Below are 26,411 nucleotides of genomic sequence, written 5' to 3' on the forward strand. Positions count from 1 at the left end.
CACATTGTGTGAGGGTCGAGTGCTCGGTGCGCATTGCTCCGTGTGGCGTTTGCCTTAGTTGCGGAAACCGTGTACCGGCGCCGGGATGAAGCCACCGCGGTTGATGAAGGTGGAGTTGCCCACGTCATTAACCGGGATGACCGGGGCGTAGCCCAGGAGGCCACCAAAGTTGACCTCGTCGCCAGCCTTGGTGCCTGGAGCAGGGATGACGCGCACGGCGGTTGTCTTATGGTTCATCACGCCAATGGCGGCTTCGTCCGCGATCATGCCGGCGATGGTCTCCGCAGAGGTATCGCCCGGAATGGCGATCATGTCCAAGCCCACAGAGCAGATCGAGGTCATGGCCTCCAGCTTGTCGATGGAGATAGTGCCAGAGCGCACCGCATCGATCATGCCCTTGTCTTCAGAGACCGGGATGAAGGAACCGGACAGACCACCCACGCGGGAGCAGGCCATCATGCCGCCCTTCTTGACGGCGTCGTTAAGCAACGCGAGCGCTGCCGTGGTCCCGTGCGTGCCCACCTGATCCAGCCCCATGTGCTCCAGGATGTGTGCGACGGAGTCACCCAGTTCCGCGGTGGGAGCAAGCGAGAGGTCAATGATGCCAAAGGGGACACCGAGGCGCTGAGAAGCCATGGAACCCACGAGCTGGCCGGCGCGTGTTACCTTGAAGGCTGCCTTCTTGACTTCCTCGGCGACCTCATTGAGGGTGGCTCCCTCAAGGGAGCCGAGCGCGCGATCGACGACACCGGGTCCGGATACGCCAACAGAAACCACGCAGTCCGGCTCCTCAATACCGTGGAAAGCGCCGGCCATGAAGGGGTTATCGCCCACGGAGTTGGAGAAGATCACGAGCTTGGCGCAACCGATAGCGCTGCGGTCCTTGGTCAGCTCGGCTGCTTCCTTGATGATGCGTCCCATCTGGGCCGCGGCATTCATGTTGATGCCGGCGCGGGAGGAGGCGATGTTGACCGAGGAGCAGACGAGGTTCGTTTCTGCGAGGGCCTCCGGGATGGAGCGGATCAGGGCCTTTTCAGCAGTGGTAGCGCCCTTTTCAACGAGCGCGGAGTAGCCGCCAACGAAGTCGACGCCTGTGGCGGCTGCTGCACGGTCGAGCGCGCGGGCGACGTCTACGGGGTTTCCTTCGACGCCGGCCACGATGAGCGCGATTGGGGTGACGGAGATGCGCTTGTTGACGATCGGGATGCCGAGCTCGGCCTCGATTCCCTCGCACACCTCAACCAGCTGTGCGGCGCGGGTGGTCACGAGGTCGTAGACAGCCTCAGCGGTGGCTTCCATGGTGGAGCGCGTGCAGCCGAGCAGCGAAATGCCCATGGTGACGGTGCGGATATCGAGACGGTATTTCTCGATCATCTCGATGGTGTCGAGAATGCTGGCGGTATTGAAGCGGTTAAGCATGACTGGTTATCGCCCCTAAATCTCGTTCATTGCGGTGAACAGCGCTTCCGACTGCACGCGAATGGATTGTTTGATGGACTCACCGACGGTGTTCATCCGCTCCTGGAGCTGCTGGATGCTGACCTCGTTCTCATCGAATTCGACGCGCAAGATCATGGTGAAGTACTCAGACATGAGGGTCTGGGAGACATCTACGATATTGACGTTAAGCTCTGCGAGGGCGGTGGACACGGCGGAGATAATGCCGGTGTTATCGACACCGGTAACAGTCATGATGGCGATCATGACTAGATTGTAGCCTGTAGGTTTTTCCAGCTGTCCTGGGGTCCTGCAGAGATATCAGACAGCGCGTACGGTGGCGCTCATGACTGATACGACAACAACTGCACGCAAGAAGGTTCTGTACATCGGCGGCCATGGCAAGGTTGGGCTTTTAGCGGCGCCCAAGCTTGTCGACGCCAATCTTACCGTCCATTCCCTTATCCGTAACCCCGACCAGGTCGCTGATGTTGAAGCCCTCGGCGCCACTGCAGTGGTGCGCGATCTCACCGAGCTTTCTGTTGAAGACTGGGTAGAGCTTTTGGCTGACTATGACGTCGTCGTGTGGGGTGCCGGAAACGGTGGCCGCGCTGGCGCTGACGTAACCTGGGCGGTGGACCGCGATGCCGCGCTCGCATCGATTGCGGGTCTGGAGAAGCTAGCTGCTGACGGTAAGAACACTCCGGCCTACATCATGATTTCCTACATGGGTGCCACGACCAATACCACCGATCCCGCGGACGAGAAGTGGTATGCCTACGTGGAGTCCAAGAAGGCAGTAGATAATAAGCTGAATTCGACCGATCTCAATTACCTTATTCTGGGTCCCGCGGCACTCACGGAAGAGCCTTCTCATGGCATCACCGTGCTCGATAGCGATGCTGAGCGCACGAGCGATATGACGACTTCCCGGGAGCTTGTGGCCGAGGTTGTCGCTGAGGTGGCTCGCCGCGATAGCTTCCCGGCCTCGCCTCTGGAATTCATCGATGGTGAAGGCAGCGTTAAGGACATCTAGGAAGCAGAGGATGCGGCGGCGTTAAGCCCGGCTATTACTTGCTCGCGGCTGAGTCCATGACGCAGGCTTGCAACGCGTAGTGGCTTTGTGGATAAGTGAGCGGCAATGTACCACCCCGTGGTGCGCTCAAAGATGGCCTTGCTTTGAAAACGCACCACGCCGATGCCCTGTTCGCGGAAGGCACGTGGAGAAGTGAGAGACGCAAACTCATCGCTGATGATGTCGTGAATAGTGCCATCGGGAAGGAAAAGGCGCACTTTCGCTTTGTAATAGTACTGGGTGGGTTCATATTCTGGGACGTATTGGCCGGTCTGCCAGATCTCGCTGAGCAATGCGGGATAATACTCTATCCATCCATTTTCTGCGGCGGTACGTATCCGGCGCGCACCCCATGTCGAGCTGCGTATTGACCAAAGATTTCTAGCTGCTGTAACCACGAACAAGACAGCGAAGAATGCCGCGGCCAATCCCTGCCATCCGGAGCTGAAGGACAGATCTTCAAAAATAAGGATTGGAACCGCCATGGCGCAGAGTATTACTGCCACCACAATGCGCGTGCGAAGTTCTTTAGTTTCAAGCGTTTTCCCGCCAAGAAGTGGACCTGCTGTTGCGATTGCACACGTGATGGCGCTAGTTGCTGGCGAGGGGTTGGGAGAAGAAACTGACCGATGACTTTGAAGAATCAGCCTTTCATTGTATTCATGGTCGGGAAAGTCAAAAGGGGCTATGTAGTGTTGAGGCATTCTTATCGGCTCCTAGAAGGCGGCCAGTCTAGACTGTAAATCCTTGAGCATTAACCTTTTATCCAGTTTTGCTCGGCAAAAGACAGCGCCGCCTCGATGTTCTTCTTGCGCAGACCATGCTGGAGTTCTAGTCGCGGATTATCCGAGTCGGCGCGGTATCCCACCACACTCCAGCCGTTATTGTGGTTGAAGTCGACGGTGGCGACGAGGGGACCGTCGGCGAGCAACCGGCCACGCAGCTTCAGCCAGTTCGGATTCGGAGCAATGAACTCCGCTGTCCGGCTCTTTGTCAATGAGCCGTCCGGCTGCAAAATCAGTATCGGGGCGGTGTAGTAGTAATCGGTGGTGTCGTTGTAATCGACGCGACGCTTATAAACCAGCTCACCGATCAATGCGGGGCGGTACTCAATCCATCCATTCGCCCACGCAGTGCACAGCCGCGTCGTGGATCCCCAGCGCCCTCGCATGACCATAACTCCGATAAGGATGAATACCAGTGCGGTGAGCGCGATGATAATGCTGGCTATCGGTATCCCGCCGATGGTTCCATCTGCGCCGGGAAAAAGGACGAAGAGGAAAAGCGCATGCGTCACTGAGAAGAACAGGGACATAACTCCCATGGAGATGACAATGAATCCAGCGATGGTCATGCCGAGATTCGTTTGGCCGATCGGTGACCCGACGCTATCGATAGCTTCGCGTATGCCGCTGCGATCTACGTTGGGGTTGGGCTGCTGATCGTGCTCCTTTAGCTCCTTAGGCGCGAGGGAGCCGGCGCTGGCTGCATCAAATTTCAGCGGTGACCGAGGCAATTGAATAGAAGATTGCGTCATGGATCACAGTGTAAAGGGCTTGGAGCCGCCTTTCTCGTCGCTTCAACACCCAACGGGGAGCAGGACCCGTGTGGAGCGGCGGGCCGACCCCAATGAAAGAGCGGCCTTAGCGCACCCAGCGCTGTTCGGCGAAGGAGAGAATGGCTTCTACCTGGCGCCCGGTGAGGCCACACGAAAGTTCTGCTTCTGAACTCGTCCCGTCGGTACGGTAAGCAGCGACGGTCCATCCATTGTTATTCGTGGAGTCCACGGTTGCTAAGCGGGATCCTTCGGCAATAGCAGTGCCCCGCGATCTCAGCCAGTTCGGATTGCCAGCGCGGAACTCACCGGACATGGCTCTAGCTAGTGTGCCGTCTGGCTGGAGGAGCAGAAGGGGCGCCGAGTAATAAAAATAGGTTCGTTCACGGTCGTCGGGGCCTACGGTTTTGCTGCGTAGGTACACCAACTTACCGATGAGAGCAGGACGGTATTCTACCCAGCCGTTGCGCCATGCAGTGCGCAGACGCCGAGAACGACTGACTTTCATGGCCACGCGTCGCAAGCCAATCCCCACGATGATCAGGATGATCAGTAAAGGGAAGACGGGAATGAAAGAGATGCGCCGAAACTGTGAAATGACATGTCGCGCTGAGCCGAGGAAATCGTAAATAAAAGTGAACGCCATGCCGCATACGAAGAGCACCACGATAGTGATAAAAATCCAGGTAGCCACGTCGCCAGACTTCAGGCGCCCAGGCAGCGGACCAGCCTCCTCGATGACCTCGCGGAGCCCTGAATTATCTATTCGCGCGCTCGGCTGAGCATCGTGGGCGCGCTGTTCTTTCGGAGCAAGCCGGGGTGTGGCGTTTAGACTAATTCCACACTGCGTCCGCGGAAGCTGTAGGGGAGTATGGTGCATACGCCATAGTGTAGCGTCAATCACACTCCGCCACTGAGCGTTAATCGCTTAGTGCTCGGCGCGGGAGCCGCGAATCGATTGTTCTACCAAACTCAACACCTGGTCTAGGTTCTTGGTGTCTCCCAGCGCGAGGCGGTTGATGAAGCCGTCCATGAAAGTCTCTAGGTACGTCACGAGGGTATCGATGGAGACGTCATCGCGCAGGCGACCTTTTTCGGCGTTGGATTCCAAGCGAGCGCGTACCGCCTTATCCAGAACTTCTTGCTCTTCGTGCCACCGAGCGGCGAAAGACGGATCGGTGCGCAGCATCGAGGTAACGGCCAGGCGAGTGGCCAACCAGTCGTGGCGCTCAGGGTGGCGCAGCATCTCGCTCATAACCTCAACCAGACCGTTATTTGCCACAACCTCGGCCTCGCGGGCCGCGTCTTCCCGGGCCAGGGCCAAAAAGAGAGACTCTTTATCGCCGAAGTGGTGAAAGATAGCCCCACGCGATTTGCCCGTGGCTTCTTCAAGGCGGCGGACTGTAGCACCGTCATAGCCGTGCTCCGCAAAGCATTTTCGTGCCCCAACCAGGATGTCGTTGCGGCGGCGATGAAGTTCGGAGTCGCTCATAATCGGCATGGCTGGAATCTCGCTCCTTATAGCACGGCGGGGGATAATCAGGTGATGAAAATACGTAAAGGTTAGGAAATAGAAAAGGCCAGCCAGCACTCGTTGTTGCTAGCTGGCCTTTTGCCTAGTTATGCGGGGCTATCCGTAGTCGGCGTCCCCGCATGCGGGACAAGGCTGGTTTAGGCCTTGACCATCTGGCGCAGAACGAACTGCAGGATGCCGCCGTGGCGGTAGTAGTCGGCCTCACCAGGCGTGTCGATGCGAACCTTGGCATCGAACTCAACGGTCTCGCCGGATTCCTTGGTAGCGGTCACGTGGACCGTCTTCGGAATGCCGCCCTCGTTAAGAGCCTCAATGCCCTCGATATCGAAGGTCTCGGTGCCGTCCAGGCCCAGAGACTCGTGGGACTCGCCCTCCGGGAACTGCAGCGGGATGACGCCCATACCGATGAGGTTCGAGCGGTGGATGCGCTCGAAGGACTCGGTGATGACGGCCTTCACACCAAGCAGGTTGGTGCCCTTAGCAGCCCAGTCACGGGAGGAACCGGTGCCGTACTCCTTGCCGGCAAGGACAACCAGCGGGATGTTGGCTGCCTTGTAGTTCTCGCAAGCATCGAAGATGAAGGCCTGCGGTGCGCCCTCCTGGGTGAAGTCGCGGGTGTAGCCACCGGCGACGTCGACCAGCTGGTTCTGGAGGCGGATGTTGGCGAAGGTACCGCGCATCATGACCTCGTGGTTACCACGACGGGAACCCAGGGAGTTGTAGTCCTGGCGCTCCACACCGTTGGCATCCAGGTACTGAGCGGCCGGGGTGCCCGGCTTAATGGAGGAAGCAGGGGAGATGTGGTCGGTGGTTACGGAGTCACCGAGCTTAGCCAGAACACGAGCGCCCTTGATGTCCTGAACCGGTTCCGGCTCAGTTGGCATGCCGTCGAAGTACGGTGCCTTGCGGATGTAGGTGGAGTCCTCGTTCCACTTGAAGGTCTCACCCTCCGGAACGTCCAGGCTGCGCCATGCGTCATCGCCCTTGAACACGTCGGCGTAGTCCGCCTCGTAGAGCTCGCGGGAGATGGCCTGCTGGATGGTGTCCTCAATCTCCTGCGGGGAAGGCCAGATGTCCTTGAGGAAGATATCGTTGCCATCCTGATCCTGGCCCAGCGGCTGGGTCTCGAAATCGAAGTCCATGGTGCCGGCAATAGCGTAGGCGATGACCATGATGGGGGAAGCCAAGTAGTTCATCTTGACGTCCGGGGAGATGCGGCCCTCGAAGTTACGGTTACCGGACAGCACCGCGGTAGCAGCCAGGTCATGCTCGTTGATGGCGTTGGAAATTTCCTCCGGCAGCGGGCCGGAGTTACCGATACAGGTGGTGCAGCCGAAACCGGAGAGGTAGAAGCCCAAGGCCTCCAGATCCTTCCAGAGGTCTGCGCGCTGGAAGTAGCCATCCACAACCTGGGAACCCGGAGCACAAATGGTCTTAACCCACGGCTTGGACTTCAGGCCCTTCTCGGCCGCCTTGCGGGCGATGAGGCCTGCGCCGACCATGACGGACGGGTTGGAGGTGTTGGTGCAGGAGGTGATGGAAGCGATGGCTACCATGCCGTGGTCCAAGGTGTACTCGCCGCCGTTCGGGGAGGTGACAGTCACCGGGTTGGACTGGCGGCCGGAGCCACCCTTGGCTGCGGATTCGCCCTCACCAGCGCGAGACTTGTTCAGGCCACCGGTCACGTCGACGAGGGAGTTCTCGTCGGCGCCCTCAGCGGTCATGCGCTTCGCCTCGATGGTGGACTCGTCTGCAACAACCTCGCCGGAAGCGTAGGTCGGCAGATCCTTACGGAACTGTTCCTTGGCCTCGGAGAGGAGGATGCGGTCCTGCGGGCGCTTCGGGCCGGCGATAGAGGGCTTAACGGTGGACAGGTCCAGCTCGAGGTACTCGGAGTACTCTGCCTCCGGAGCGTCCTGCTCCAGCCACATACCCTGCGCCTTGGCGTATGCCTCGACGCGGTCGATCTGCTCCTGCGGGCGGCCGGTGAGTTCGAGGTACTTGATGGTCTCCTCGTCGATCGGGAAGATCGCGGCGGTAGAACCGAACTCGGGGGACATGTTGCCGATGGTGGCGCGGTTGGCCAGCGGCACCGACTTCACGCCATTGCCGTAGAACTCAACAAACTTCTGAACGACGCCGTGCTGACGCAGCATCTCGGTGATGGTCAGAACCACATCGGTTGCGGTCACACCGGTCGGAATCTCGCCGGTGAGCTTGAAGCCCACGACGCGGGGGATCAGCATGGACACCGGCTGGCCCAGCATTGCAGCCTCGGCCTCGATGCCGCCGACGCCCCAGCCCAGAATGCCCAGGCCGTTCTCCATGGTGGTGTGGGAGTCAGTGCCGATACAGGTATCCGGGTAAGCAACACCGTCGTTGTCGAAGACAACGCGGGAGAGGTACTCAATGTTGACCTGGTGGACGATACCGGTTCCCGGAGGAACAACGCGGAAGTTGGAGAAGTTCTCAGCACCCCAGCGCAGGAACTGGTAACGCTCCTGGTTGCGCTCGTACTCGATCTCAACGTTCTTCTCTAGAGCTTCGGTGGAGCCGAAGGCCTCGACGATGACGGAGTGGTCAATAACCATCTCAGCCGGGTTGAGCGGGTTCACCTGGTCCGGCTTGCCGCCGAGGGCGGTGATAGCTTCACGCATGGTTGCCAGGTCCACCACACAGGGGACACCGGTGAAGTCCTGCATAAGAACACGGGCCGGGGTGAACTGGATCTCGGTATCCGGCTCAGCGGAGGGATCCCAGTTCGCCAAAGCGTTAATGTGATCCTTGGTTACGTTCTTCCCGTCCTCGTAGCGCAGCTGGTTCTCAGCCAGCACCTTGAGGGAGTAAGGAAGCTTCTCCAGGCCCTCGACTGCGTTGATGTCGAAGTAGTCATAAGACTTACCGTTGACCTCAAGAGTCTTCTTGGCGCCGAAGGAGTTCAGGCTTTCAGTCATAAGGAGCTCCATTCCTTGCTTTTGCTTGTGGGTTATCGAACACTGGTCGAAGGTTCATCGAATTTGCCGTCATGCCCTAGCAGCCAACTGGAGCCAGGAATTTCGACAGTCTCAGAACGCTAATGTTCCGTATCTATTGTAGATGTAAGAACCCTCGGTTGACACCAGCATAACAGTACGAGCGTTCTGTTTCCTACATTTCGGGGGTAGCGGCGAGTCGCCCACGTCAACCGCACTGCACGGTTTAGGCTCAGTCGGGAGCAGCAGGGGGGAAACGCCCCCCGCCAAAGAAATGAGCGTGACGAGCCGTGACGCCAAGCACAGCGATCAAGGTCCCAATGTTCATTGAGGCTAGAGATTAAGGAGAGGCGAATGATTCCTGCGGGAGTAGACGTAGATGACATCGCCGATCAGCTCTCGGCCGATGGCGTGGCATTCTCCAATCCAGAACTAGCGCTTGACGACGACCTCCAGACCCACATCGCAGAATCCCTCCAACCCAACCACGGCATTGCTGTCGTTGATGTTTTTCCGGAGAAAATTCCAGATCTCCGCGATCTGGCCACAACCCTTCAAGAGCAAACGGGACTTGACACAGTAATTCTCCAGGCACCCATGCGGGTGTCCGCGGTCAGTAATTCTTATGACCGGGCAGCCCTAGAGGCGGCCGAAGATTCGCTTCCCACCGGACTCGATCAGGTAACCCTGCTTAATGATTTTTATGCCGTTGCAGATCAGTTCTCCGTGCCGTGGTTGTTGATTTTTGCGGTCGCGTTCACCGTTGCGGCGGTCGCTGGATGGGCGAGTTTCCGGGCAGCCGCCACGGAGGTTGAACCAGCCGATCACTAGGCGAGAAGTGTTATGTCCATAGGGTTTTTGGACATGGAGTCCGGTGTCTTTTTGGACACGGAGTCCATGGAGGTCTTGGACACTTCTAGCGGTTTATGGTTGCGGCCTGCGTTTCGGCCGGGGTTTGGATAGTTTCGGGTTCATCCGCGGTGGTTGGCGGTGTTTCATTCCTTCAACGAGGTTGATGTTGATCTGACCACCTGGTGGTCTGTGGCTCAACGTGATCGGCAGTGGCACGCTGAAGAGGAATTCACCGTCATGGGCCGTGTAGAACTCCGCAACGTTTTCGGCTGTGACCGTGGAGTAGAGTCTGCGGTTTTTAAACCTCAGACCAATGTAGAGCCCGAAACCGCACACGCGTACAACGCCGTCTTTGCTTACGCAGAGCTGGTCTGGGATATCCCAATGGTTTGTTGAATTTGTCGTCGGCGCCGTTAGTGTGGGGGTATCGGTGGGAGGTATGCCTTGCAAAGCTGCCATGTCATCGATGCAGGCCTCGTGTGAAGTTGCCGCTTCCGCGGGGCCGTTTAGCATTTCGGATACAGCTTGTGGATTGTGCGCTTGGTTATAGGCGACTACGCGGGCCCAGACCTGCTCAGGATCGAGTGGATGTGTAGGTGATGGTGCCTTGGGGAAGGTATCGAAGGCCTGGCGTGGTGTGATGTGCATTTTGCCGACGAGCAGTGATTGGTGCCGTCGTCGTTCGTTGTAGACCTGGCGATATTCAGCCAGATATGTGTTGACCTCAGCAAGGCTGACTGGGTGGCGTGCATCGAGGAACTGGGTCAACGTGCGGTGAGAGCGTTCGTCTTTTCCCTGGGTTGTCGGGGCGAAACCAGCAATAGCAAGTACACCTTGGCTAGCGAGCCAAGTTTCAGTAGCAGAGAGAAAACCACGGTGATAGGTGGCGAACGCATCGCCATTGTCGGAAAGGATTTCTTGAGGTTTGCCGTAGGCGGCGAACGCTGCGGCCAGTACGGCGCGCGCATCAGTACCGTTTTCTGGCAGAGCGAACGCTGTGGTTCCGACATCGAATCTGCTGGCATCATCGATAATCTGGTAAATCGTGACATGTGTGTGGGCATGGTCAAAGAGGCGGTAGACCAGTCCATCGATTTGCCAGAGTTCACCGACGAGATCACGGGCGAAGCGCTTATAGGAACTGCGTGGCCGTTTGCGGGCATTGGCATCAACAAATCCCAGCTCATGAAGCCACGAGGCGATTGTAGAACGCGACGGCGTGGAATCTGGGCCCGAAGTGTCAAACAAGAAGTAGTAGATCGACCAAGGCCCATAATCCAAGCCTTGCTCCATCAACTCCTGCCTGGCGTGGACGACTGCGATTTTATCGGCCTCGTCAAATTTCTTAATCGGATTCTTCGGGGCAGTCGAATCAGGCACAATACCTGCGCGACCCTTCTGCGCTATCCGGCTTTTGATGTTGTGGTACGTCTGCCGCGAGATTCCTAATTCTTTGCAAAACTGTGTGACCGTCTTGCCGTCACGAACGGGATCGAAATCTGCGACCTTTCTACGCTTATGCAATGGAATAGCCATCCGGCTATTCCACCGCCGCAAACGTCCAAAAAGCCACTAGACATCCCGTCCAAAAACATCCTGGACTCCGTGTCCAAAAAGCCACTAGACATCACATCACTAGGCGAGAAGACGCCGACCAACACGCGCCGGCCTTCAGTGCGGGGGAGTAGGGAAGTGGCGAAAATCAACCACTAAGACTTGATTTTTCGCCGGGGGAGTGGTTGTTGCTAGGCTTTCGAGCCTTCCAAAGCTAGGTATGCCACCAGACTTGAGACAGGCGCAGGGTGGGCATTTCCTCGTCCCGCTGGAGGGTGAAATCTCCGGCCGGCGGGCGGGCGATCCCGAGGTCGAAGCTGACGCCGCGAGGCAGACTTCGAAGGGCGAAAGGCTAATGGGGTCTCGCACGCAAGTGCCGCCTCCTCAAGCACCCTCCGAATGGTGTGCCGCTAGGAACTCGCCCCCGAAGAGAGAAAGGCGCAAGGCAAGGCTTGGGACGCGACAAAGGGGGCGGTGCTCGACAGGCAGGACGGGTGAAGGCCGAGGGTAGAGTGAGCAACATCACAGTCACACCTTGGTAACAATGTCATTGCAGGTTAGGTGCGCCTGTAACGCCGTGTGGTCATGCGTGGCTTATGTGAAAGATGGGGAAAGTGTGCGAGAAGGCGTGTCGGTGACGTATGGTTCACGTATCGACTCACGGGTTGACTATTGCTCCATACGTTCATGGACCAAGCCTTGACTCTCAACTGATTTGTCGCACGGGTATGTGGGGAAGCACGCCACGAGCGAAGGGAACTGTTGAGGTTCACCGCCTGGTGGATGACCGTCGCACCACTATGTTGATGCGCATAGCAGTACAGTTTGCTCGGCGCAGTCGGTACCAGTGTTCAAATTTTTTTAGATATCGAAACACCTACCTCCCGAGTGGAAGAGGCTTCATACACTTCATACGCATGCCTTTTTGAGGGCTGCGTCGGCCTGGGTTCCATCGGTTTCCGGTTGGGTGCCAGCCACGAGGGCTTGCGCGTGCGCCACTATTGGTGCGAGACGCGACCCTTCCATGAGCGCGGCGCCGAGCGAGGAGGAACCGACATAGGACTTATCGCCAGATTAGGGTGTGTGCCCCCTCATCGCCGGATCGCGCAGTCATATTTAAGCGCGCTCTATGCGGAGCAAACGAGCCCGCGAGTGCGCAGTCTGATTTGCTTTTATAAAGCGGTCCGGCTTGATGTTGGTGCACACACGAGACGCCGCGCAGTATCGTGTTGCCCCGTGTCAGTGATGGTGCAGCCCAACTTATTCGACCTATATTGTCGTGAAGTTGCTCGTAATCATCTAGGGCAACCCGCGTGGGCATACCCCGGCCAGCACCGGGTGCCAGCCTTTTCGGTTCCACTATTCCTTTGGACGTAGCCGTCGTCGTAACATCCTGCGGGAAGACCGAGCTAGCTATGCGCACTTTGCGTGCCTTAACTACCGTTTGCCTGGCTGACTCGTTGCCTGTACCGCTCGATGTCCGGCACGCATGTCTGCACGACACGCATGACAGTTCCAATGAGGTAGGTGCCTAGGAGATAACTCTCGTGGCCACCACATCGTCATTTGGCTTCCGGCGTTTCAAGGCAGCTTTCGCTGCCATTGCGACCACCGCAGCCTTGTCTACCGCTTCTTCGCTCGCTCCTGCAGTGGCGGAGGAGCCTGAGCGGCTCAATATTGAGTCACTGCTGTCCTCTGATAGTCCTTCCATCGCTGACCTCGCCGGCGCCATCGCTCAGATTGAGGAACGCATCGCGCAAGCGGAGGCCGAAATCGGCATCCAACGTGAAACCGTCAACCGGGCGCTCGTTGATCTCAATGACGCTCGCACTAAGGCAGCCCAGGCTCGCCAGGGAACCACGACGGCTCGCCAGGAGCTTGATGATGCCCAGGCAGACGTCGCCGATGCTCAAGCCAAGCTGGACGAGGTCTCACGCTCTGCCTACCGCCGAGCAAATACCTCTGACGCCGTTTCCCACGCGGCCGGCAAGGATGCCCGCTCGGATATGTTGGAGCGCCAGTCCTACCTCCGCTCGCAATCAGAAAAGCAACAGGCCATTGTGAGCGATCTGGAAAAGGAGCGCACGGAGAAGGCCAACAAGGAGTCGCAGCTACGCAAGACCCAGCAGTTGGCTGAGGAACGCGCAGACAAGGCGGCCGATGCCGAGTCCGCTGCACGCGAACAGCTCTCCGCTTCCGAAGCTTCAATTGAAGAATCTGCGGCCGAACGCGAGAATCTTCTCTCTCAACTCTCATCTCTCCACAAGGCACTTAATCAAGCCAAGGGGGTTGACGAGGTCGATTCGTCAAGCCCAGAGACCGGAAATCGCGTCAACGATAAGGCCTTGTCACTAGTGGAAGAGGACGATACTCAGGACACTACTACGGCTCCAGCCGATGACTCCACAGAGTCGACCTCAGAGACCGATTCCGTCGCGGCCGCCGGCCCATCAGCCTCTGAGGCGAAGAACCCTACTTTGCAATCACAACGCTCTGCGCCCTCCGTTTCTGCTGAAGACATGGCTGCGCTCTCGAGTGCCGCAAGCACTGTGGCCAATGATCCGAACGTGCAGGAATTGTCGTCGACAAGCACTGCAAGCTCCGCTGAAGCGGGGACGACTTTAGGCGGCAGCGGCAGTTCCCTCGACCCGAGCGGGATCGATGCTGAGACCGTTGCATTGGGCATTGGCGCGGTAGGAACCGTAGCTTCCTTGATCGCCGCTTCTCAGCCAAACCACAGCAACAGCTTGAGCCAGGACGAGATCGACGCTTTGGTCGAAGGCTCCTCGAAGCTTTTCGCCCTCCAGGGCGAAGGCGCAAGCACCGCGGACGCTAGCGATTCTGCTTCCGCGACTTCGGATGAAGACACTGTGGAGTCCGAGGTTTCCGGTGTGCTGGATCCCCTTGACACGACCGATAGCGTCACGGATAAGGCTTCCGAATCTCTGGGTGATGCCTCCCGTGAGGCAAAGATCGAGACTGTCATTTCGCGCGCGACGTCCCAGGTAGGTGTTCCGTATGCGTGGGGCGGTGGCGATGCAAACGGTCCCACCCAGGGCATTCGTGACGGCGGCGTGGCGGATTCCCACGGTGACTACAACAAGGTCGGCTTCGACTGCTCGGGCCTGGTTCTCTATGCCTTTGCCGGAGTAGGCATCTCCCTGCCGCACTACACCGGCTACCAGTACCAGAAGGGGACCAAGATCGCACCGAGTGAGATGGAGCGTGGTGACCTAATCTTCTACGGCCCAAGCGGTAGCCAACACGTGGCTATCTACCTTGGCGATGGCACGATGGTTGAAGCCCCGCAGTCTGGTCAAAACGTCAGCATTACCCCTGTGCGCCAAGGCGGCATGGCACCCTATGCCGTGCGCCTGATCTAGAACAGCCCGTTGCTAGACTGGGCTGCATGACTGACACACTGCGTACTGCCCAGGGCAACGCCCACAGCACCGAATCGGTGCTCTCTTCATTCGACGCCCTCCTCGTTCTTTCTTTCGGTGGCCCGGAAGCAAACGAGGAGGTCGTCCCGTTTTTGGAGAACGTTACCCGTGGCCGCGGCATTCCGCGCGAGCGCCTCATCGAAGTTGGGGAACACTACTTTCACTTCGGTGGTAAAAGCCCCTTGAACGAATTGAACCGAGAGATTATTGACAACGTGGCCGCGGAGCTCGAGGCTCGCGGACATAATCTACCGGTTTACTTTGGTAACCGTAACTGGCATCCCTTCGGAACAGAAGCTGTCGAGAAAATGGCTGCCGACGGAGTGCGCAACGTGGCTGTCTTTGCTACCTCGGCGTGGGGTGGCTACAGTGCTTGCCGACAATACAACGAAGACATCGTCGCTTTGCGCAAGTACGTCGAAGACAAGAACTTGCCCGCCATGACCTTCACCAAGCTTCGTCAGTTCTTCGATCACCCGAAGTTCATCGAAGAGATGGCTGCCGCGGTCCGAGATGCCTACGCACAGGTCCCGGAAGACAAGCTGGCTAGCACCCGCATGCTGTTTACTGCCCACTCAGTTCCAACGGCGCACGATGCAGTGGGGGGTGCTGAAGGAGATAAGCACATTTACTCCCGCCAGGTGGCGGAAGCTTCCCGTCTCGTCGCCGAGGCAGCAGGGGTGGAGGACTATGACCTTGTATGGCAATCGCGGTCAGGCAACCCGGCTACTCCATGGCTAGAGCCGGACATCGTCGATCACACGACGCTCATCCACCAGGAGGACGGTGTCGATGGCGTCGTCGTGTGTCCCATCGGATTCATCTCCGATCATATGGAGGTCATCTGGGACCTCGATTCAGAACTAAAGCAAGCCGCCGAGGAGAAGGGGGTTAGCGTCTATCGCACCCACACCGCTGGTCCAACCACTCGTTTCGCCTCGCTCATCGTGGACCTCATCGATGAGCTGGAGCAGGGAACCGAGCCCGTTTCTCTCGGAGACGTCACTGTCCAAGGTTGCACCGTCGATGGTGCCCCCTGCGCTGAAGGGTGCTGCGATATCTGGTCGCTGCACAAGCCGCATTAACGCGCGAAATCCGTGAGCGCGTAGGCCACGCCAGCCATTCGTGCTTGACGGATGTGGCGCCATAGGCGCAGCAGCTGTGGATCGAGGCTGTGGTCCTGGATGCGGTCGGTCACTGTCTCGATGATGGCCGCGACGCGATCAGCCCGCGCAAAAAGTTTTGCTGCGCGCCCCGGTACCGCAGCGGGTAAACCCGGAGTGTCATAGAAGTCACTAAGAGTTCCCACCGTCAGCCGCGGATTGGGGAGAGCATCGCTGCGGTAGCCCAGAGCTTCGATGAGTGCTGCGGATTCATTCGTTGGGGCGCTCAATAGCGCACCAGCCTCGCCCGGGCTTAGCCACGCAGGCGAGGGGAGCGCAGCAGTTTCCTCAATTACCATCCACTGGGTGGCGCCGTCGGCATAAGAGGGCACCAATACTAAATGACGGTCTCTATCGTTGGTCCGCACCACGATAGCGCCGGCCGGATTATTAGCCGCTGCACGCGCCGAATCCGAACCGGCCGGTAGTGCTGGCGCCTCGCCAGGGCCAGAAAGGATGAGTCGCAGGAGGGGCTCGCGTTCACCGCGCTCGATAATGGAGATGGTTTCGCGTCGGAGACGTGACATAACATCAAGGAAGGGTTCTCCGTTCGCTCCCTGCTGTTCCCCGCCTAGCTCGCCGAGGGCATCAAGGAAATCATCGGCGGATTCGTGTCCCCACAGCCACGCGCCAAGCCAGACTGCGACGTTTTGTACGGGGGACCAGACTTCGGCGCGCATATCCATGGCTGGACAGTGTAGACGATAGGGTAGACCGCTATGAACTTGAATTCCCGGGATCCTTACGGCGGCGACATTTTCGCCGGACATACACGCAACAAGAAAACCGAATACCCCGAGGTGCCCGCAGAACCGGGGCTGGTCGTCGAGGTTCGCGGAGACGATTTCGTGGGGGCGGTGATGGGCGTGGACAAGACCGCGTGGGGGCCAGTCGTGCGCCTCGAAGATCGTCACGGTACCGAGCGAGTATTCAAACTTGTCAAGGGCGGCTTCCTTGTAGAGGGGCAGCCGGTGACGCTGACGAGATACGTCGAGAAGCAAGCGCCCAGAAAGTCGAACTCTGGATCGCGCCGCGTTGAGAACGTTGAGGCGAAAGTAGCCGCGCCATCGCGCATTTGGGTCGAAGGCATCCATGATGCGGCGATCGTGGAGAAGGTCTGGGGGCACGACCTGCGAGTAGAGGGCGTGGTAGTCGAATACCTCGAGGGTCTAGACAACCTCGAGGAACGCCTCGCTGAATTCCAGCCAGGACCTGGGCGCCGCGTGGGAGTTCTCGCGGATCACCTCGTAGAAGGCTCAAAGGAAACGCGGTTGACGCAAACAGTGGGCGAGCATGTGCTCGTGACCGGACATCCCTTCATTGATATCTGGGCAGCCGTTAAACCCGAGCGCCTAGGGCTGCGCGCCTGGCCCGAAGTTCCCTATGGGGAGGACTGGAAGACTGGTATCTGCCGGCGAACGGGCTGGTCCGATCCCAAGGAAGGCTGGAGCCGTGTTTATAATGCCGTCAATTCCTTCCGGGATCTCGATTCCACGCTCATCGGCGCTGTAGAACGTCTCGTAGACTTCGTCACGACGCCCGAGCTGCGCAAAGAAGATCTTCTTTAGTTCGAGTTCGCTCGGTCGATGAGATTCACCGCGAGCTGACATCCGGCGGTTTCCGCTGCCCAGCCTGCCGCCTGGAGGCGCTGGGACATAGCCTGTTTGGAGATACCCAATTCCTCGGCGGCCTCATTCTGGTTTAGTCCTCCGCGCACCAAGGATGTAGCCTCGCGGCCCTCCATCGTGCGCTTAGTGAGTACGAAGCCGAGGAGAGCGAAGGCCGCTGCAATATCCTGCGCTTCCTGCGCCCGCCCGCGCCGATCAACCTTGGCGTAGACATGCCCCGCGCGTGCTGATCCCTTCACAGCAGCGGTAGCGACGGCGCGCGTCTCGGCATCTCCCGCGCCCTCGCCCGGGACAACACCGATACCGATGGCCCAGTCACCGTCCGCAAGAAGTGCCATGACGACATCGCACACCGCGGAAGAGGAGTAGGCAACGGCGCAAATATCCTCGACGCCAAGGACCTCGAATTCACCGACGCCCTCCAGCGTGGAAAGCGCAGCTGCGGAGCGTTGGACCAAATCGGCGCGGCGCACCGAGCGACCGCGGTAGCGGGCATGGACTGCTAGCACGTTGAGAGACTCCTTCCAGCGAGAAACAACGTTTAGTCTACCCCTTGCGCTTGACCGGTCGCTGCATACCGGGCTCGAGCGGCAAGCGCGTGTCTAAAATGAGTCCGGCGATACCGAGTGCAGCAGCGAGGACAAAGCCAACGATGGTGTAGGGGCTTGTCTTACCGGTAAGCGCGTCCCCGAAAAAGACACCGATAGCGGTCGTGGGAATCGAACCGATGAGAGTGGCGATGGAAAACTGCAGGACCGAAATTGGGGTGAGGGCCGCGACATAGTTTAATAAGGAAAACGGAACTCCCGCGACCATCCGCAATGAGGCCACGGCGAGCCAACCGCGGCGGTCCAGGCGCGCATTGATTGCATAGACCGCCGGGTGAGTGAGGTGCGGGCGAATCCATTCACCAAGCAACCTGCGGATTATCAGCAGGGAAACAGTGGCGGAGATGGTCAGTGCAACGAGGGAGATGACCAGCCCGAGCCACGGGCCGAAGAGGAGCCCCGCGGCTAAAGTCCATACTGTTCGGGGGATGGGGAACTGCGTGAAGAAGATATAGGAGCCGGCAAAGGCGACGAGGAACCATGGCCCGAGGTGCTGCGACCAAGAACGGAGCGCGGCGAGAGAGGGGACGTCGACAAGCACGGCAAGAATCACCAGCGCCATGCCGGTGAGGATTACCGCCGCCCAACGCTTCCACGTCCAGCGGCTGCAGCTCCGCCAAGCCGAGCGCGCCAAAGACGTACAAAAGTCACCGACGCTGTGCACCCAACCAGTTTTCATAGGGCTACAAGCTTAATCCGAGTGAGGCCGAAATCCTCATTGGATCCAAGCGCGTCCCGCGAGTCGCGGTGTCTGGGGAGGAACTGGGAGTAGCGCCCCAACTTGCTGGCAAGCCTCGGTTCGATGCACGGTTTCAGCACTCCGCGGTGGATACTTATCTGAGGCACGCATCCGCATGAACTTTCTTCATAACCTCACGTCTTATATGGACGCGGCTACCTTGCTTGAGGCTTTTGGGCCATGGGTCATAGGCGGTATTGGCCTCGTGGTGTTCATTGAGTCAGGAGTACTCTTTCCGTTCCTTCCGGGGGATTCACTCCTGGTGGCCGCTGGTACGGCCGAAATGCCCTATAAAAAGTTCATCGGATGGAACGTTAGCGGGGCAGTGGCATGGGTGCTCTCCATGAATTTGGTCGGCGTCTTCTTGGGAAATATTCCAGGCATTGCCGATTCGATTGAGAAGATCATGCTGCTTATCATCGCGCTGTCTGTAGCGCCCATCCTAATCAAGGCTGTGCACAGCTACGTCACGTCGAAGAAGAAGGCAACTGTAGTGGAAGAAGCGGAACCTATTAATAGCCGGGCAGCTTAGCAGTCCACGTAGCGAGCGTACTCACCCCGCAAGCGAGCGTGGGTGACATAAACGGGTTCGTTGTCCCCAGCGTGCCGCAATTCCTCCGTGAGGCCGGCCATGACCGCGTCGCGGGCTTGCGCATGGGTGGAGTGGAAGCTCATCACCGTGCCATCAACAACGGCGTCACCGCGTCGTTTAACCACAACATACTGAGAGTCCTCGGGGGCCTCGACCACATGGCGCTGGGCGGTGAAGGGATCTAGATAGGTAAAAGTAGCGTGCATACGCACCCACTGTACCGATGCGAAAAGCCCCCGTGAATCGCCTGCCTTTCTGGCAATGCGAAACACGGGGCTTCTATCTGTGCCCGAGGGGGGACTTGAACCCCCACGTCCGTTAATAGGACACTAGCACCTCAAGCTAGCGCGTCTGCCATTCCGCCACCCGGGCTAGGGTGTTTGTTCAGCCTCTCGGCTGGGCACTCGCATACTGTATCCCGAATGGGCATAACTTCACAAATCAGCAGCTCACGCTGTGTTTTAGGCTCGTGCAGTGTGCTGAAAACACAACGATGAAACTCGCTCGCCCCAACCGAGCGCTTACTGCCGCTGTCTAGGGCAGAAGACCATTCGTCGGCATGGGTTTTAGCTTTCCGGTACAAATGAATCTATGACTAAGAACACTTCAGATTCCGTTGAGAGCTACGCCACCGATTCCCGCTTTCCCGGCCCGGACCCTTATGCACCACTGGGGGATGTCCCCGCATTCACCGTAACGTCCGCTGATATTGAAGAGGGGGCGGAAATCGCAGAGCGCTTCCGCGCTCCTGAGAACATCTCACCGCAACTCTCGTGGTCGGACGTGCCCGAGGGAACCAAGTCCTTCGCTGTCTCCTGCTTTGACCCGGACGCTCCGACGGGTTCCGGTTTCTGGCACTGGGCTGCGTTCAATATTCCGGCTGACGTACGTGAGCTTCCTACGGGAGCAGGCTCCGCGGAAGACCTTGGACATGAAGGTGTCATCAGCTTGCGCGGAGACTCCGGCCAGCGCGTTTATTACGGGCCCCAGCCGCCAGCTGGTCATGCCCCGCACCGCTACCTCTTTGCGGTCCACGCCGTCGACGTTGAGCGCCTCGACATCGACCCGGAGGCAACGCCGACGGTCCTTGGGTTTAACCTTTTCTTCCACACCCTCGGCCGTGCGATTACGTGGGGCTGGTACGAGGCCCACTAATACGGCCCATTAGACTCGGCACAATGACTAGGAATTCGGATACTAACCCCACGACTGACGGAGTAGATATCCCCGCCGCCCTGCGCGTGGGCGGCGCTTTCATGTTGCTGGCCGCCGTGTTAGCACTATTTGGGCTCGTATCGATTTTTACCGACGGCTGGGGCGCCACCTATGAATGGACATGGCGCCACCTCGCCATCGTTGGTGCGGCGCTGCTCATCGGTGCATTCAGCACCCAACGCCGCGATCAGCGCGGCAGCCGCGAGCAAATCATTGCGCTAGTCCTAGCGCTGGTGCTCATCATCGCTAGCCGCGCACTGCCCAGTACGGTCCTCACCACGATGGGGCAGTACGTGGTTTTCCTCTACGCCGTGGCTGCAGGCCTGTGCGCGGTCATTATCCGCCGCACACTGCGTTAAGTGAAACGCATGAAGCGCGGAAGCCCCCATCCGTGCTTCTCTTCATCGACAGGGCTAAGCCCCCTCGAAGACTCTTCGGGGGCTTAGTCGATCCATCCCAGACCGGAGCCAACTGCCTCCGAGATGTTACTGAGGCCGTGCGCGCGAATCTGCTGGGCAATGCCGCGGTGAATGTCGCGAATCCAATCCGGTCCACCATAAATCAGTCCGGTGTAGCCCTGCAGCAGCGAGGCACCGGCAGTAATACGTTCCCATGCCTGCTCCGGCGTGGAAATTCCGCCCGCCGAAACCAGCACCAGTTCATCGCCTACGCGGGCGTGAAGTCGCTTGAGCACTTCCATCGAACGCTCAGCCACCGGGGGACCCGACACGCCACCCGCGCCCATGGCAGCAACCTCGTCGGCCGGGGTGTTCAATCCCTCACGGGAAATAGTGGTGTTGGTAGCCACGATCCCAGCCAAGCCAACTTCCACGGCCATATCCGCCACGGCATCAATATCTTCATCGCTGAGATCGGGAGCAATCTTGACCAAGACCGGCGAGGATGTTGATTCCACCACGGCTTCCATGATGGGGCGGAGGGACTCCACTGCCTGCAGGTCACGCAATCCTGGGGTATTAGGGGAGGACACATTAACCACGACATAATCGGCCAGATCCCCCAGCACAGTTGCGCACTGACGGTAGTCATCCACAGCATGCTCGGCGTCGGTGACCTTGTTCTTGCCAATGTTGATGCCCACGACATCGTTGTAGCGGCGCTTGCGTAGATTGCGCGCGGCGGCCAGAGCACCCTCATTGTTAAAGCCCATGCGGTTTAGGATTGCCTTGTCCGCTTTGAGTCGGAACAGGCGGGGAGCAGGGTTTCCGGGCTGCGCCTTCGGGGTGATGGTGCCCAGCTCGGCATAGCCGAAGCCAACGGGGGTCCAGACATCAGCAGCCGCCGCGTTCTTGTCGAAGCCGGCCGCCAACCCTAGCGGACGTGGGAAGCGCACCCCAAAGACTTCCTGTTCCAATACCGGATCATTAACCGGTACTACCTTTCCCAGCGCGCGATTGAGCGGGCCACCGGCTTGGAAGATAGCGAGCCCGCCGTTGATGATTCCGTGGATTCGCTCTGGGTCGAGTTTAAACATTCCCTTCAATGCTGCCTGGTAGGCAGCATGGCGGGCGCGGTCAAGAGCGGAGTACTGCATGAAGTGTCCTTAGCTGAGGTTGCGAATGAGGTCTTTGAGACCGGATGCTAGCGCGGTGATGTGTCGAGTTGCGGATCGGTGATGAACTGGAGGCCTTCACCGGATGCGGAGGCGGTGACGAGGGTGCCGTCGCCCAGCACAGCAATAGTGCGTGCATCAGCCACAGTGTCCATGGTGCCAACGTTTTCTGGGACGCCCGCGGAAACGGTATAGGCGTGGAGATGGTTGTTATCGGTGGTGGTTACCCACGCCAGTGTGCGGCCGGCATCCCAAGCCACGCCCCACGGTGTGCCGTCGGTGTTGCCGTATTGGTGCAGGCGAATAACGTCGCTGGAAGTGTAGATAGCCACGCGTTTGCCTACGGTGTCCGATGCTACGACCACGGCTCCTTCGCCGCCGGCGATCTGGCCGACGCCCTGGCCTACGCGCAGACGCCCGCCCGCACGGTCCTTTTCCCAATCGAGAGATTGAATCGTCGAGTCTTCCCTTAAGACGCGGACGATGCCGTCCGCACCATCAGAAACGGGAACGGAAATGAGCTGATCCGAACCGGCCTCCACCGTGATGCCGGTGCTGCGTTCCCCGTCGCGGTACACGCCGACGGTGGTCGAGTCCTTTGAACCAACGAATACTTCACCGCTGGAAGCCTCCGCGGCTACCGTTACTGGCTGCTCCTCATCCACTGCCAATTCCTGGGGGGAATCCGGCTGGGATGGATCAACAAGCAAGACTTTTTCCCCACACGCGAGGAGGAAATGCTTGTCGGAAGCGGTCAGGTCGCCGCACTTCTGATCGACGGAAATCTGCGTGGCCTTTTCTTCCTCAAAGTCTGCAGCCGAACCTACAGCGAGGGAGTCCTCGGTGCGCACGGCGAGGGTATCACCCACCGCCGCGAGGTCAGTCACGGCAGTGTAGGGCACGACGGTGCCCACTGGCTCCGATAACTCTGGGGAAGAAGCGGGTTCGGCCTTGCCATAGACCGCCGAGTTGGGGTCCCCGCCAACCCCTTCCGTGGGATTGCAGGCGGCAAGGGCGCATGTGCTGGCAAGAAGGGCAGAAGAAAGCAGGACTCGACGCATTTTCACGATCCCTCATCCTAGCAGTCAGCGTGGTGGAAACCGGAAGCCATGGAGCGCGCTAGTAGGCTGTCGCGGGTGACTACAACAGCTACAACTGACGCCATGACATGGGTACAGGTCATCGTCTTGTCTCTTGTCCAAGGCCTCACCGAATTCCTGCCCGTGAGCTCTTCGGGGCACCTACGCATCGTCTCCACGCTCTTTTGGGGGCAGGACGCCGGCGCCTCCTTTACTGCCGTTATCCAGCTCGGCACTGAGTTAGCAGTGATTGTGTACTTCGCGGGAATGATCTGGCAGATCCTCAAAGGGTGGTTCATAGGTCTCGTGCACAAGGAGCAGCGTGGCCAGGACTACCGCATGGGGTGGATGGTCATCGTCGGCTCAATCCCGATTGGCATCCTAGGCGTCCTGGGCAAGGACCTGATCAGGGATAACTTGCGCAACCTGTGGATTACAGCGTCCATGCTCGTGCTTTTCTCCGTTGTCTTCATCATCGCTGAGAGGGTGGGCAAAAAGGAGCGCAGCTTCGAGGACTTGACGATGCGCGATGCCATCGTCATGGGCCTATGCCAGTGCTTAGCTCTCATCCCAGGTGTCTCGCGCTCGGGAGGCACGATTTCGGGCGGCCTCTTTTTGGGCTTGGATCGCGAGGTGGCGACGCGCTTTAGCTTCCTCCTCGCCATTCCTGCGGTTATGGCTTCGGGCCTGTTTTCGCTTGGCGACGCCTTCGGCCCCACCGTGGGGCAATCTGCCACCGGCGCCCAACTGCTCGTCGGCACGCTCATCGCGTTCGTCGTCGGTTATGCGTCTATTGCGTGGCTGCTGAAGTTCGTGGGTAACCACTCCTTCGAGTGGTTTGCGGCCTACCGCATCCCTGTCGGGCTCCTCGTCATGCTCTTGCTGGGCCTCGGAGTGCTCGCCCCTTAATAACCGGGCATGCGCCAGTTGCGGAGTCAGTACACGTTAGGATGGTGCCCATGCACTCTTGGCCTGTCCCGCACATCGATTCCGTACCTGGCGCCCCGTCGCCGCTTCACCTCTATGATTCCGCTGATGAAGAGGTAAAAAAGCTCAGCATCAAGGGGGAGACCGCCACCATGTATGTCTGTGGCATTACCCCGTATGATTCCACCCACCTGGGCCATGCGGCGACCTATCTCACCTTTGATCTGATCTACCGCCAGCTGCTGGATAACGGCTACAAGGTGAATTACGCCCAGAACATCACCGACGTGGATGATCCGCTCTTCGAACGCGCCGAGCGCGATGGCGTGGATTGGCGCGAGTTGGGTACCTCGCAGATCAATCTTTTCCGCTCCGACATGGAACTGCTCTCTGTGTTTCCTCCGCAGCACTTCGTTGGGGCGATGGAAGCCATCGATGAGATCACGGAGATGGTGCAGGCGCTTCTCGACGCAGGTGCGGCCTACGTCGTCGATGACCCCGACTATCCGGACGTCTACGCATCAATCGAGGCCACGAAGAACTTCGGCTACGAATCGAATTATTCCCGCGAGCAGATGGAGACCTTCTTTGCCGAGCGCGGCGGTGACCCGGACCGCCCCGGTAAGCGTGATCCGCTAGATGCCTTGATTTGGCGTGCCCACCGCGAGGGCGAACCTGCCTGGGAATCTCCTTTTGGCCCGGGGCGTCCGGGCTGGCACATTGAGTGTTCTGCCATCGCGACCAACCGGCTCGGCTCCAGCTTCGATATTCAGGGTGGGGGTTCGGATCTCAAGTTTCCGCACCACGAGTTTTCTGCGGCGCATGCTGAGGCCGCTCGTGGGGTCGAACGCATGGCCCAGTCCTATGTGCACACCGGCATGATTGGCTTGGAGGGCACCAAGATGTCCAAGTCTTTGGGTAACCTGGTCTTCGTCCACAAGCTTGTGGAGGCAGGCGTTGATCCCTCTGCGATTCGCCTTGGCGTATTCTCCGGCCACTACCGTGAGGACCGGGACTGGTCCGACGAGGTCCTGCGCACCGCGCAGGAGCGTTTGGAGCGCTGGCGTGCGGCCTCCCGAACCCCAGGCACCGTGGAAGAGATCAAGAACGTTGTCCACAACGTGCGGCTAGCGTTGGCGGATGATTTGGCTACCCCGCGCGCTATTGCGGTTCTGGATCAGTGGGCTGAGAAGGCCACAGGGGCAGTGGAAGCGTCCGAAGAAGCATCTAACGTTCTGCGCACTGCAGTTAATTCCTTGCTGGGCGTGCGCCTCTAGGAAACTTCAGGCATGATTTAGCTCATGACGATTCGTGCAGAATTCCAGCCCACCGTTGATGAGTTCATGTCCAACCTGCAGTCCTTCGCCACCGGGGATTACCTCAAGGAAGAGGAGAAGGAGTTCTGGGAGGCACCGTTTGATGCTTCGGTGCTCCCAGACCTCCGCTCTATCTTGGAGTCCTTCCTCGAGGACCTGGATAAACTTCCAGATGATCCAGATGGTGGTCTCCTGGGAGCTGCGGTGCGTCCTTCCGTCGAGAAGCTCGCAGCTTTCAACCGCAAGAACGCCGACGCTGTACTTGAGCCGGAGGAGAAGGAGGAGCTCACCGAGTTTATCCACTCGGCCTCCGCAGCAACAGGTGCAGATGATGAAGCCCTCGCGCAGCTACCGGAGCTGGATTTCTAATTGACTGATACCGATCAGACCGCACATACCTGTCGTCCCGCCGCGATCTTCTGGGACATGGACGGCACACTCACTAACTCTGAACCTTTATGGGAAGAGGCCACCTTTTACCTCTCCGAAACGTTGGGGCGCCGGCTGACACCTACTGAGCGTTTGGCGACGGTCGGCGCGACCTTCGAGGACACGCTCGCGATCTGCGCTGACAAAGCCGGCGTCGAGCTCCAGTCTGGTGATAGCGAACGCTACCGCATGCTCATGTTCGACTACGTAAAGTCGCTTTTTGCCGAGCATCTCGAGATATTCCCGGGAATTTCGGAGCTTCTTGGTGAGCTCAAGGATGCAGGAATGCCGATGATGGTGACCACGAACACTGAGCGCTACGTGGCGGATTCCGCAATCGCGGCGTTGGGCCGAGACTATTTCGTTGACACGATCTGCGGCGACGAGGTTCCCCACGGCAAACCAGCTCCTGATATGTATGCCGAGGCTGCCCGCCGTGTAGGTGCTCGTCCCCAGGATTGCCTCGTATTCGAGGATTCGGCGGCAGGTATGCGCGCGGCGGTAGCCGCTGGCTGCTCCGTCATTGGCCTTCCGGAAGGGGAGCACGTTACAGTCCCAAACGAGGTCACTGTCATCGCCGAACTGCGAGGCAGCGGGCACCGCCACCTGGAAGGTGCGACGGCGCACGATATTTATGAGTGGTATCAGCGCTTGCGCTCACTGTAGCCGGCGAATTTCGGCCGAGGTGCAGAATTTTATGCAGCGGTGTGGAAGAATATC

Annotated in this window: 26 protein-coding genes and 1 tRNA gene; 12 read left to right on the top strand and 15 right to left on the bottom strand. The window is 58.9% G+C overall.

Annotation, left to right across the window (positions count from 1 at the left end; genetic code table 11):
• Positions 1-54: 54 nt before the first annotated feature.
• Together CAURIM_RS06395 and CAURIM_RS06400 are read right to left on the bottom strand one after the other, a co-directional pair.
• Positions 55-1,419: a PFL family protein gene (locus CAURIM_RS06395; protein WP_070730273.1), complete on the bottom strand. Its 1,365-nt coding sequence runs from the start codon at positions 1,417-1,419 to the stop codon at positions 55-57.
• Between the two features lie 15 nt (positions 1,420-1,434).
• Positions 1,435-1,704 (bottom strand): ACT domain-containing protein, encoded by a 270-nt coding sequence (locus CAURIM_RS06400; protein ID WP_010186707.1) that lies wholly within the window; start codon positions 1,702-1,704, stop codon positions 1,435-1,437.
• Between the two features lie 79 nt (positions 1,705-1,783).
• Between CAURIM_RS06400 and CAURIM_RS06405 the strand changes: the two genes are divergently transcribed.
• Positions 1,784-2,473, top strand: coding sequence for an SDR family oxidoreductase (locus CAURIM_RS06405; protein WP_070730271.1), 690 nt, complete (start codon positions 1,784-1,786; stop codon positions 2,471-2,473).
• Here the strand turns inward: CAURIM_RS06405 and CAURIM_RS06410 are convergent.
• From CAURIM_RS06410 to can, 5 genes are all read right to left on the bottom strand, one after another.
• Positions 2,470-3,216 carry a hypothetical protein gene (locus CAURIM_RS06410; RefSeq protein WP_201828243.1) on the bottom strand — a complete coding sequence of 249 codons (747 nt, stop codon included), beginning with the start codon at positions 3,214-3,216 and terminating at the stop codon, positions 2,470-2,472. The two genes, CAURIM_RS06405 and CAURIM_RS06410, sit on opposite strands and share 4 nt — an antisense overlap.
• 50 nt (positions 3,217-3,266) lie before the next feature.
• Entirely contained in the window at positions 3,267-4,049 is a 783-nt protein-coding gene (locus CAURIM_RS06415; RefSeq protein ID WP_070643522.1) for a hypothetical protein, read from the bottom strand.
• A gap of 106 nt (positions 4,050-4,155) precedes the next feature.
• Positions 4,156-4,947 carry a hypothetical protein gene (locus CAURIM_RS06420; RefSeq protein ID WP_236659273.1) on the bottom strand — a complete coding sequence of 264 codons (792 nt, stop codon included), beginning with the start codon at positions 4,945-4,947 and terminating at the stop codon, positions 4,156-4,158.
• A 48-nt stretch (positions 4,948-4,995) separates the two neighbouring features.
• Positions 4,996-5,568 (bottom strand): TetR/AcrR family transcriptional regulator, encoded by a 573-nt coding sequence (locus CAURIM_RS06425; RefSeq protein WP_070444799.1) that lies wholly within the window; start codon positions 5,566-5,568, stop codon positions 4,996-4,998.
• Between the two features lie 170 nt (positions 5,569-5,738).
• A complete protein-coding gene (gene can / locus CAURIM_RS06430; RefSeq protein ID WP_216381950.1) occupies positions 5,739-8,555 on the bottom strand; it encodes an aconitate hydratase in 2,817 nt (938 codons plus the stop codon).
• Positions 8,556-8,927: 372 nt separating this feature from the next.
• On the opposite strand from can, the gene CAURIM_RS06435 reads away from it, so the two are divergent.
• Positions 8,928-9,404 (top strand): Rv1476 family membrane protein, encoded by a 477-nt coding sequence (locus CAURIM_RS06435; protein ID WP_070444793.1) that lies wholly within the window; start codon positions 8,928-8,930, stop codon positions 9,402-9,404.
• A gap of 93 nt (positions 9,405-9,497) precedes the next feature.
• Here CAURIM_RS06435 and CAURIM_RS06440 read toward each other — a convergent pair whose 3' ends face one another.
• Positions 9,498-10,961, bottom strand: a complete 1,464-nt coding sequence (locus tag CAURIM_RS06440) for an integrase core domain-containing protein (RefSeq protein ID WP_201827648.1) — start codon at positions 10,959-10,961, stop codon at positions 9,498-9,500.
• 1,565 nt (positions 10,962-12,526) lie between these two features.
• On the opposite strand from CAURIM_RS06440, the gene CAURIM_RS06445 reads away from it, so the two are divergent.
• Positions 12,527-14,362, top strand: a complete 1,836-nt coding sequence (locus tag CAURIM_RS06445) for a DIP1281 family NlpC/P60 protein (RefSeq protein ID WP_201828237.1) — start codon at positions 12,527-12,529, stop codon at positions 14,360-14,362.
• A 26-nt stretch (positions 14,363-14,388) separates the two neighbouring features.
• Positions 14,389-15,507: a ferrochelatase gene (locus CAURIM_RS06450; RefSeq protein ID WP_201828235.1), complete on the top strand. Its 1,119-nt coding sequence runs from the start codon at positions 14,389-14,391 to the stop codon at positions 15,505-15,507.
• On the opposite strand, the gene CAURIM_RS06455 is transcribed toward CAURIM_RS06450, so the two are convergent.
• Complete coding sequence (locus CAURIM_RS06455) at positions 15,504-16,271, bottom strand: Rv1486c family protein (RefSeq protein ID WP_201828233.1); 768 nt, start codon at positions 16,269-16,271, stop codon at positions 15,504-15,506. The genes CAURIM_RS06450 and CAURIM_RS06455 overlap by 4 nt on opposite strands.
• Positions 16,272-16,304: 33 nt before the next feature.
• On the opposite strand from CAURIM_RS06455, the gene CAURIM_RS06460 reads away from it, so the two are divergent.
• A complete protein-coding gene (locus CAURIM_RS06460; protein WP_399531692.1) occupies positions 16,305-17,153 on the top strand; it encodes a DUF3097 domain-containing protein in 849 nt (282 codons plus the stop codon).
• On the opposite strand, the gene CAURIM_RS06465 is transcribed toward CAURIM_RS06460, so the two are convergent.
• Both CAURIM_RS06465 and CAURIM_RS06470 read right to left on the bottom strand, forming a co-directional pair.
• On the bottom strand, positions 17,150-17,722 hold the full coding sequence (locus tag CAURIM_RS06465) for a MarR family transcriptional regulator (protein WP_070444784.1): 573 nt from the start codon (positions 17,720-17,722) through the stop codon (positions 17,150-17,152). The genes CAURIM_RS06460 and CAURIM_RS06465 overlap by 4 nt on opposite strands.
• Before the next feature lie 37 nt (positions 17,723-17,759).
• Entirely contained in the window at positions 17,760-18,500 is a 741-nt protein-coding gene (locus tag CAURIM_RS06470; RefSeq protein ID WP_070643528.1) for a TVP38/TMEM64 family protein, read from the bottom strand.
• A gap of 175 nt (positions 18,501-18,675) precedes the next feature.
• On the opposite strand from CAURIM_RS06470, the gene CAURIM_RS06475 reads away from it, so the two are divergent.
• Complete coding sequence (locus CAURIM_RS06475; RefSeq protein WP_201828231.1) at positions 18,676-19,092, top strand: DedA family protein; 417 nt, start codon at positions 18,676-18,678, stop codon at positions 19,090-19,092.
• On the opposite strand, the gene CAURIM_RS06480 is transcribed toward CAURIM_RS06475, so the two are convergent.
• Positions 19,089-19,358 (bottom strand): hypothetical protein, encoded by a 270-nt coding sequence (locus CAURIM_RS06480; protein WP_070643533.1) that lies wholly within the window; start codon positions 19,356-19,358, stop codon positions 19,089-19,091. The two genes, CAURIM_RS06475 and CAURIM_RS06480, sit on opposite strands and share 4 nt — an antisense overlap.
• Positions 19,359-19,438: 80 nt before the next feature.
• Positions 19,439-19,524, bottom strand: a tRNA-Leu gene (locus CAURIM_RS06485).
• A 219-nt stretch (positions 19,525-19,743) separates the two neighbouring features.
• On the opposite strand from CAURIM_RS06485, the gene CAURIM_RS06490 reads away from it, so the two are divergent.
• Both CAURIM_RS06490 and CAURIM_RS06495 read left to right on the top strand, forming a co-directional pair.
• Positions 19,744-20,307, top strand: a complete 564-nt coding sequence (locus CAURIM_RS06490) for a YbhB/YbcL family Raf kinase inhibitor-like protein (RefSeq protein ID WP_201828229.1) — start codon at positions 19,744-19,746, stop codon at positions 20,305-20,307.
• Positions 20,308-20,330: 23 nt separating this feature from the next.
• Positions 20,331-20,726, top strand: coding sequence for a hypothetical protein (locus tag CAURIM_RS06495; protein WP_201828228.1), 396 nt, complete (start codon positions 20,331-20,333; stop codon positions 20,724-20,726).
• 83 nt (positions 20,727-20,809) lie between these two features.
• Here the strand turns inward: CAURIM_RS06495 and CAURIM_RS06500 are convergent, their stop codons facing one another.
• Both CAURIM_RS06500 and CAURIM_RS06505 read right to left on the bottom strand, forming a co-directional pair.
• Complete coding sequence (locus tag CAURIM_RS06500; RefSeq protein WP_144656350.1) at positions 20,810-21,922, bottom strand: quinone-dependent dihydroorotate dehydrogenase; 1,113 nt, start codon at positions 21,920-21,922, stop codon at positions 20,810-20,812.
• A gap of 47 nt (positions 21,923-21,969) precedes the next feature.
• Positions 21,970-23,001, bottom strand: a complete 1,032-nt coding sequence (locus tag CAURIM_RS06505) for an NHL repeat-containing protein (protein ID WP_201829577.1) — start codon at positions 22,999-23,001, stop codon at positions 21,970-21,972.
• Between the two features lie 75 nt (positions 23,002-23,076).
• Between CAURIM_RS06505 and CAURIM_RS06510 the strand changes: the two genes are divergently transcribed.
• From CAURIM_RS06510 to CAURIM_RS06525, 4 genes are read left to right on the top strand one after another with little or no spacing between them, the layout of a single operon-like run.
• The gene (locus tag CAURIM_RS06510) at positions 23,077-23,928 is read left to right on the top strand and encodes an undecaprenyl-diphosphate phosphatase (protein ID WP_201828226.1); all 852 of its coding nucleotides are present in this window, start codon (positions 23,077-23,079) and stop codon (positions 23,926-23,928) included.
• A 50-nt stretch (positions 23,929-23,978) separates the two neighbouring features.
• Positions 23,979-25,223: a cysteine--1-D-myo-inosityl 2-amino-2-deoxy-alpha-D-glucopyranoside ligase gene (gene mshC, locus CAURIM_RS06515; RefSeq protein ID WP_201828224.1), complete on the top strand. Its 1,245-nt coding sequence runs from the start codon at positions 23,979-23,981 to the stop codon at positions 25,221-25,223.
• Positions 25,224-25,247: 24 nt separating this feature from the next.
• On the top strand, positions 25,248-25,631 hold the full coding sequence (locus tag CAURIM_RS06520; protein WP_201828222.1) for a hypothetical protein: 384 nt from the start codon (positions 25,248-25,250) through the stop codon (positions 25,629-25,631).
• Positions 25,632-26,357 (top strand): HAD family hydrolase, encoded by a 726-nt coding sequence (locus CAURIM_RS06525; protein ID WP_201828220.1) that lies wholly within the window; start codon positions 25,632-25,634, stop codon positions 26,355-26,357.
• Positions 26,358-26,411: the final 54 nt, after the last annotated feature.

Origin of the sequence: Corynebacterium aurimucosum (genome assembly GCF_030408555.1) — a bacterium.
Lineage (GTDB): Bacteria > Actinomycetota > Actinomycetes > Mycobacteriales > Mycobacteriaceae > Corynebacterium > Corynebacterium aurimucosum.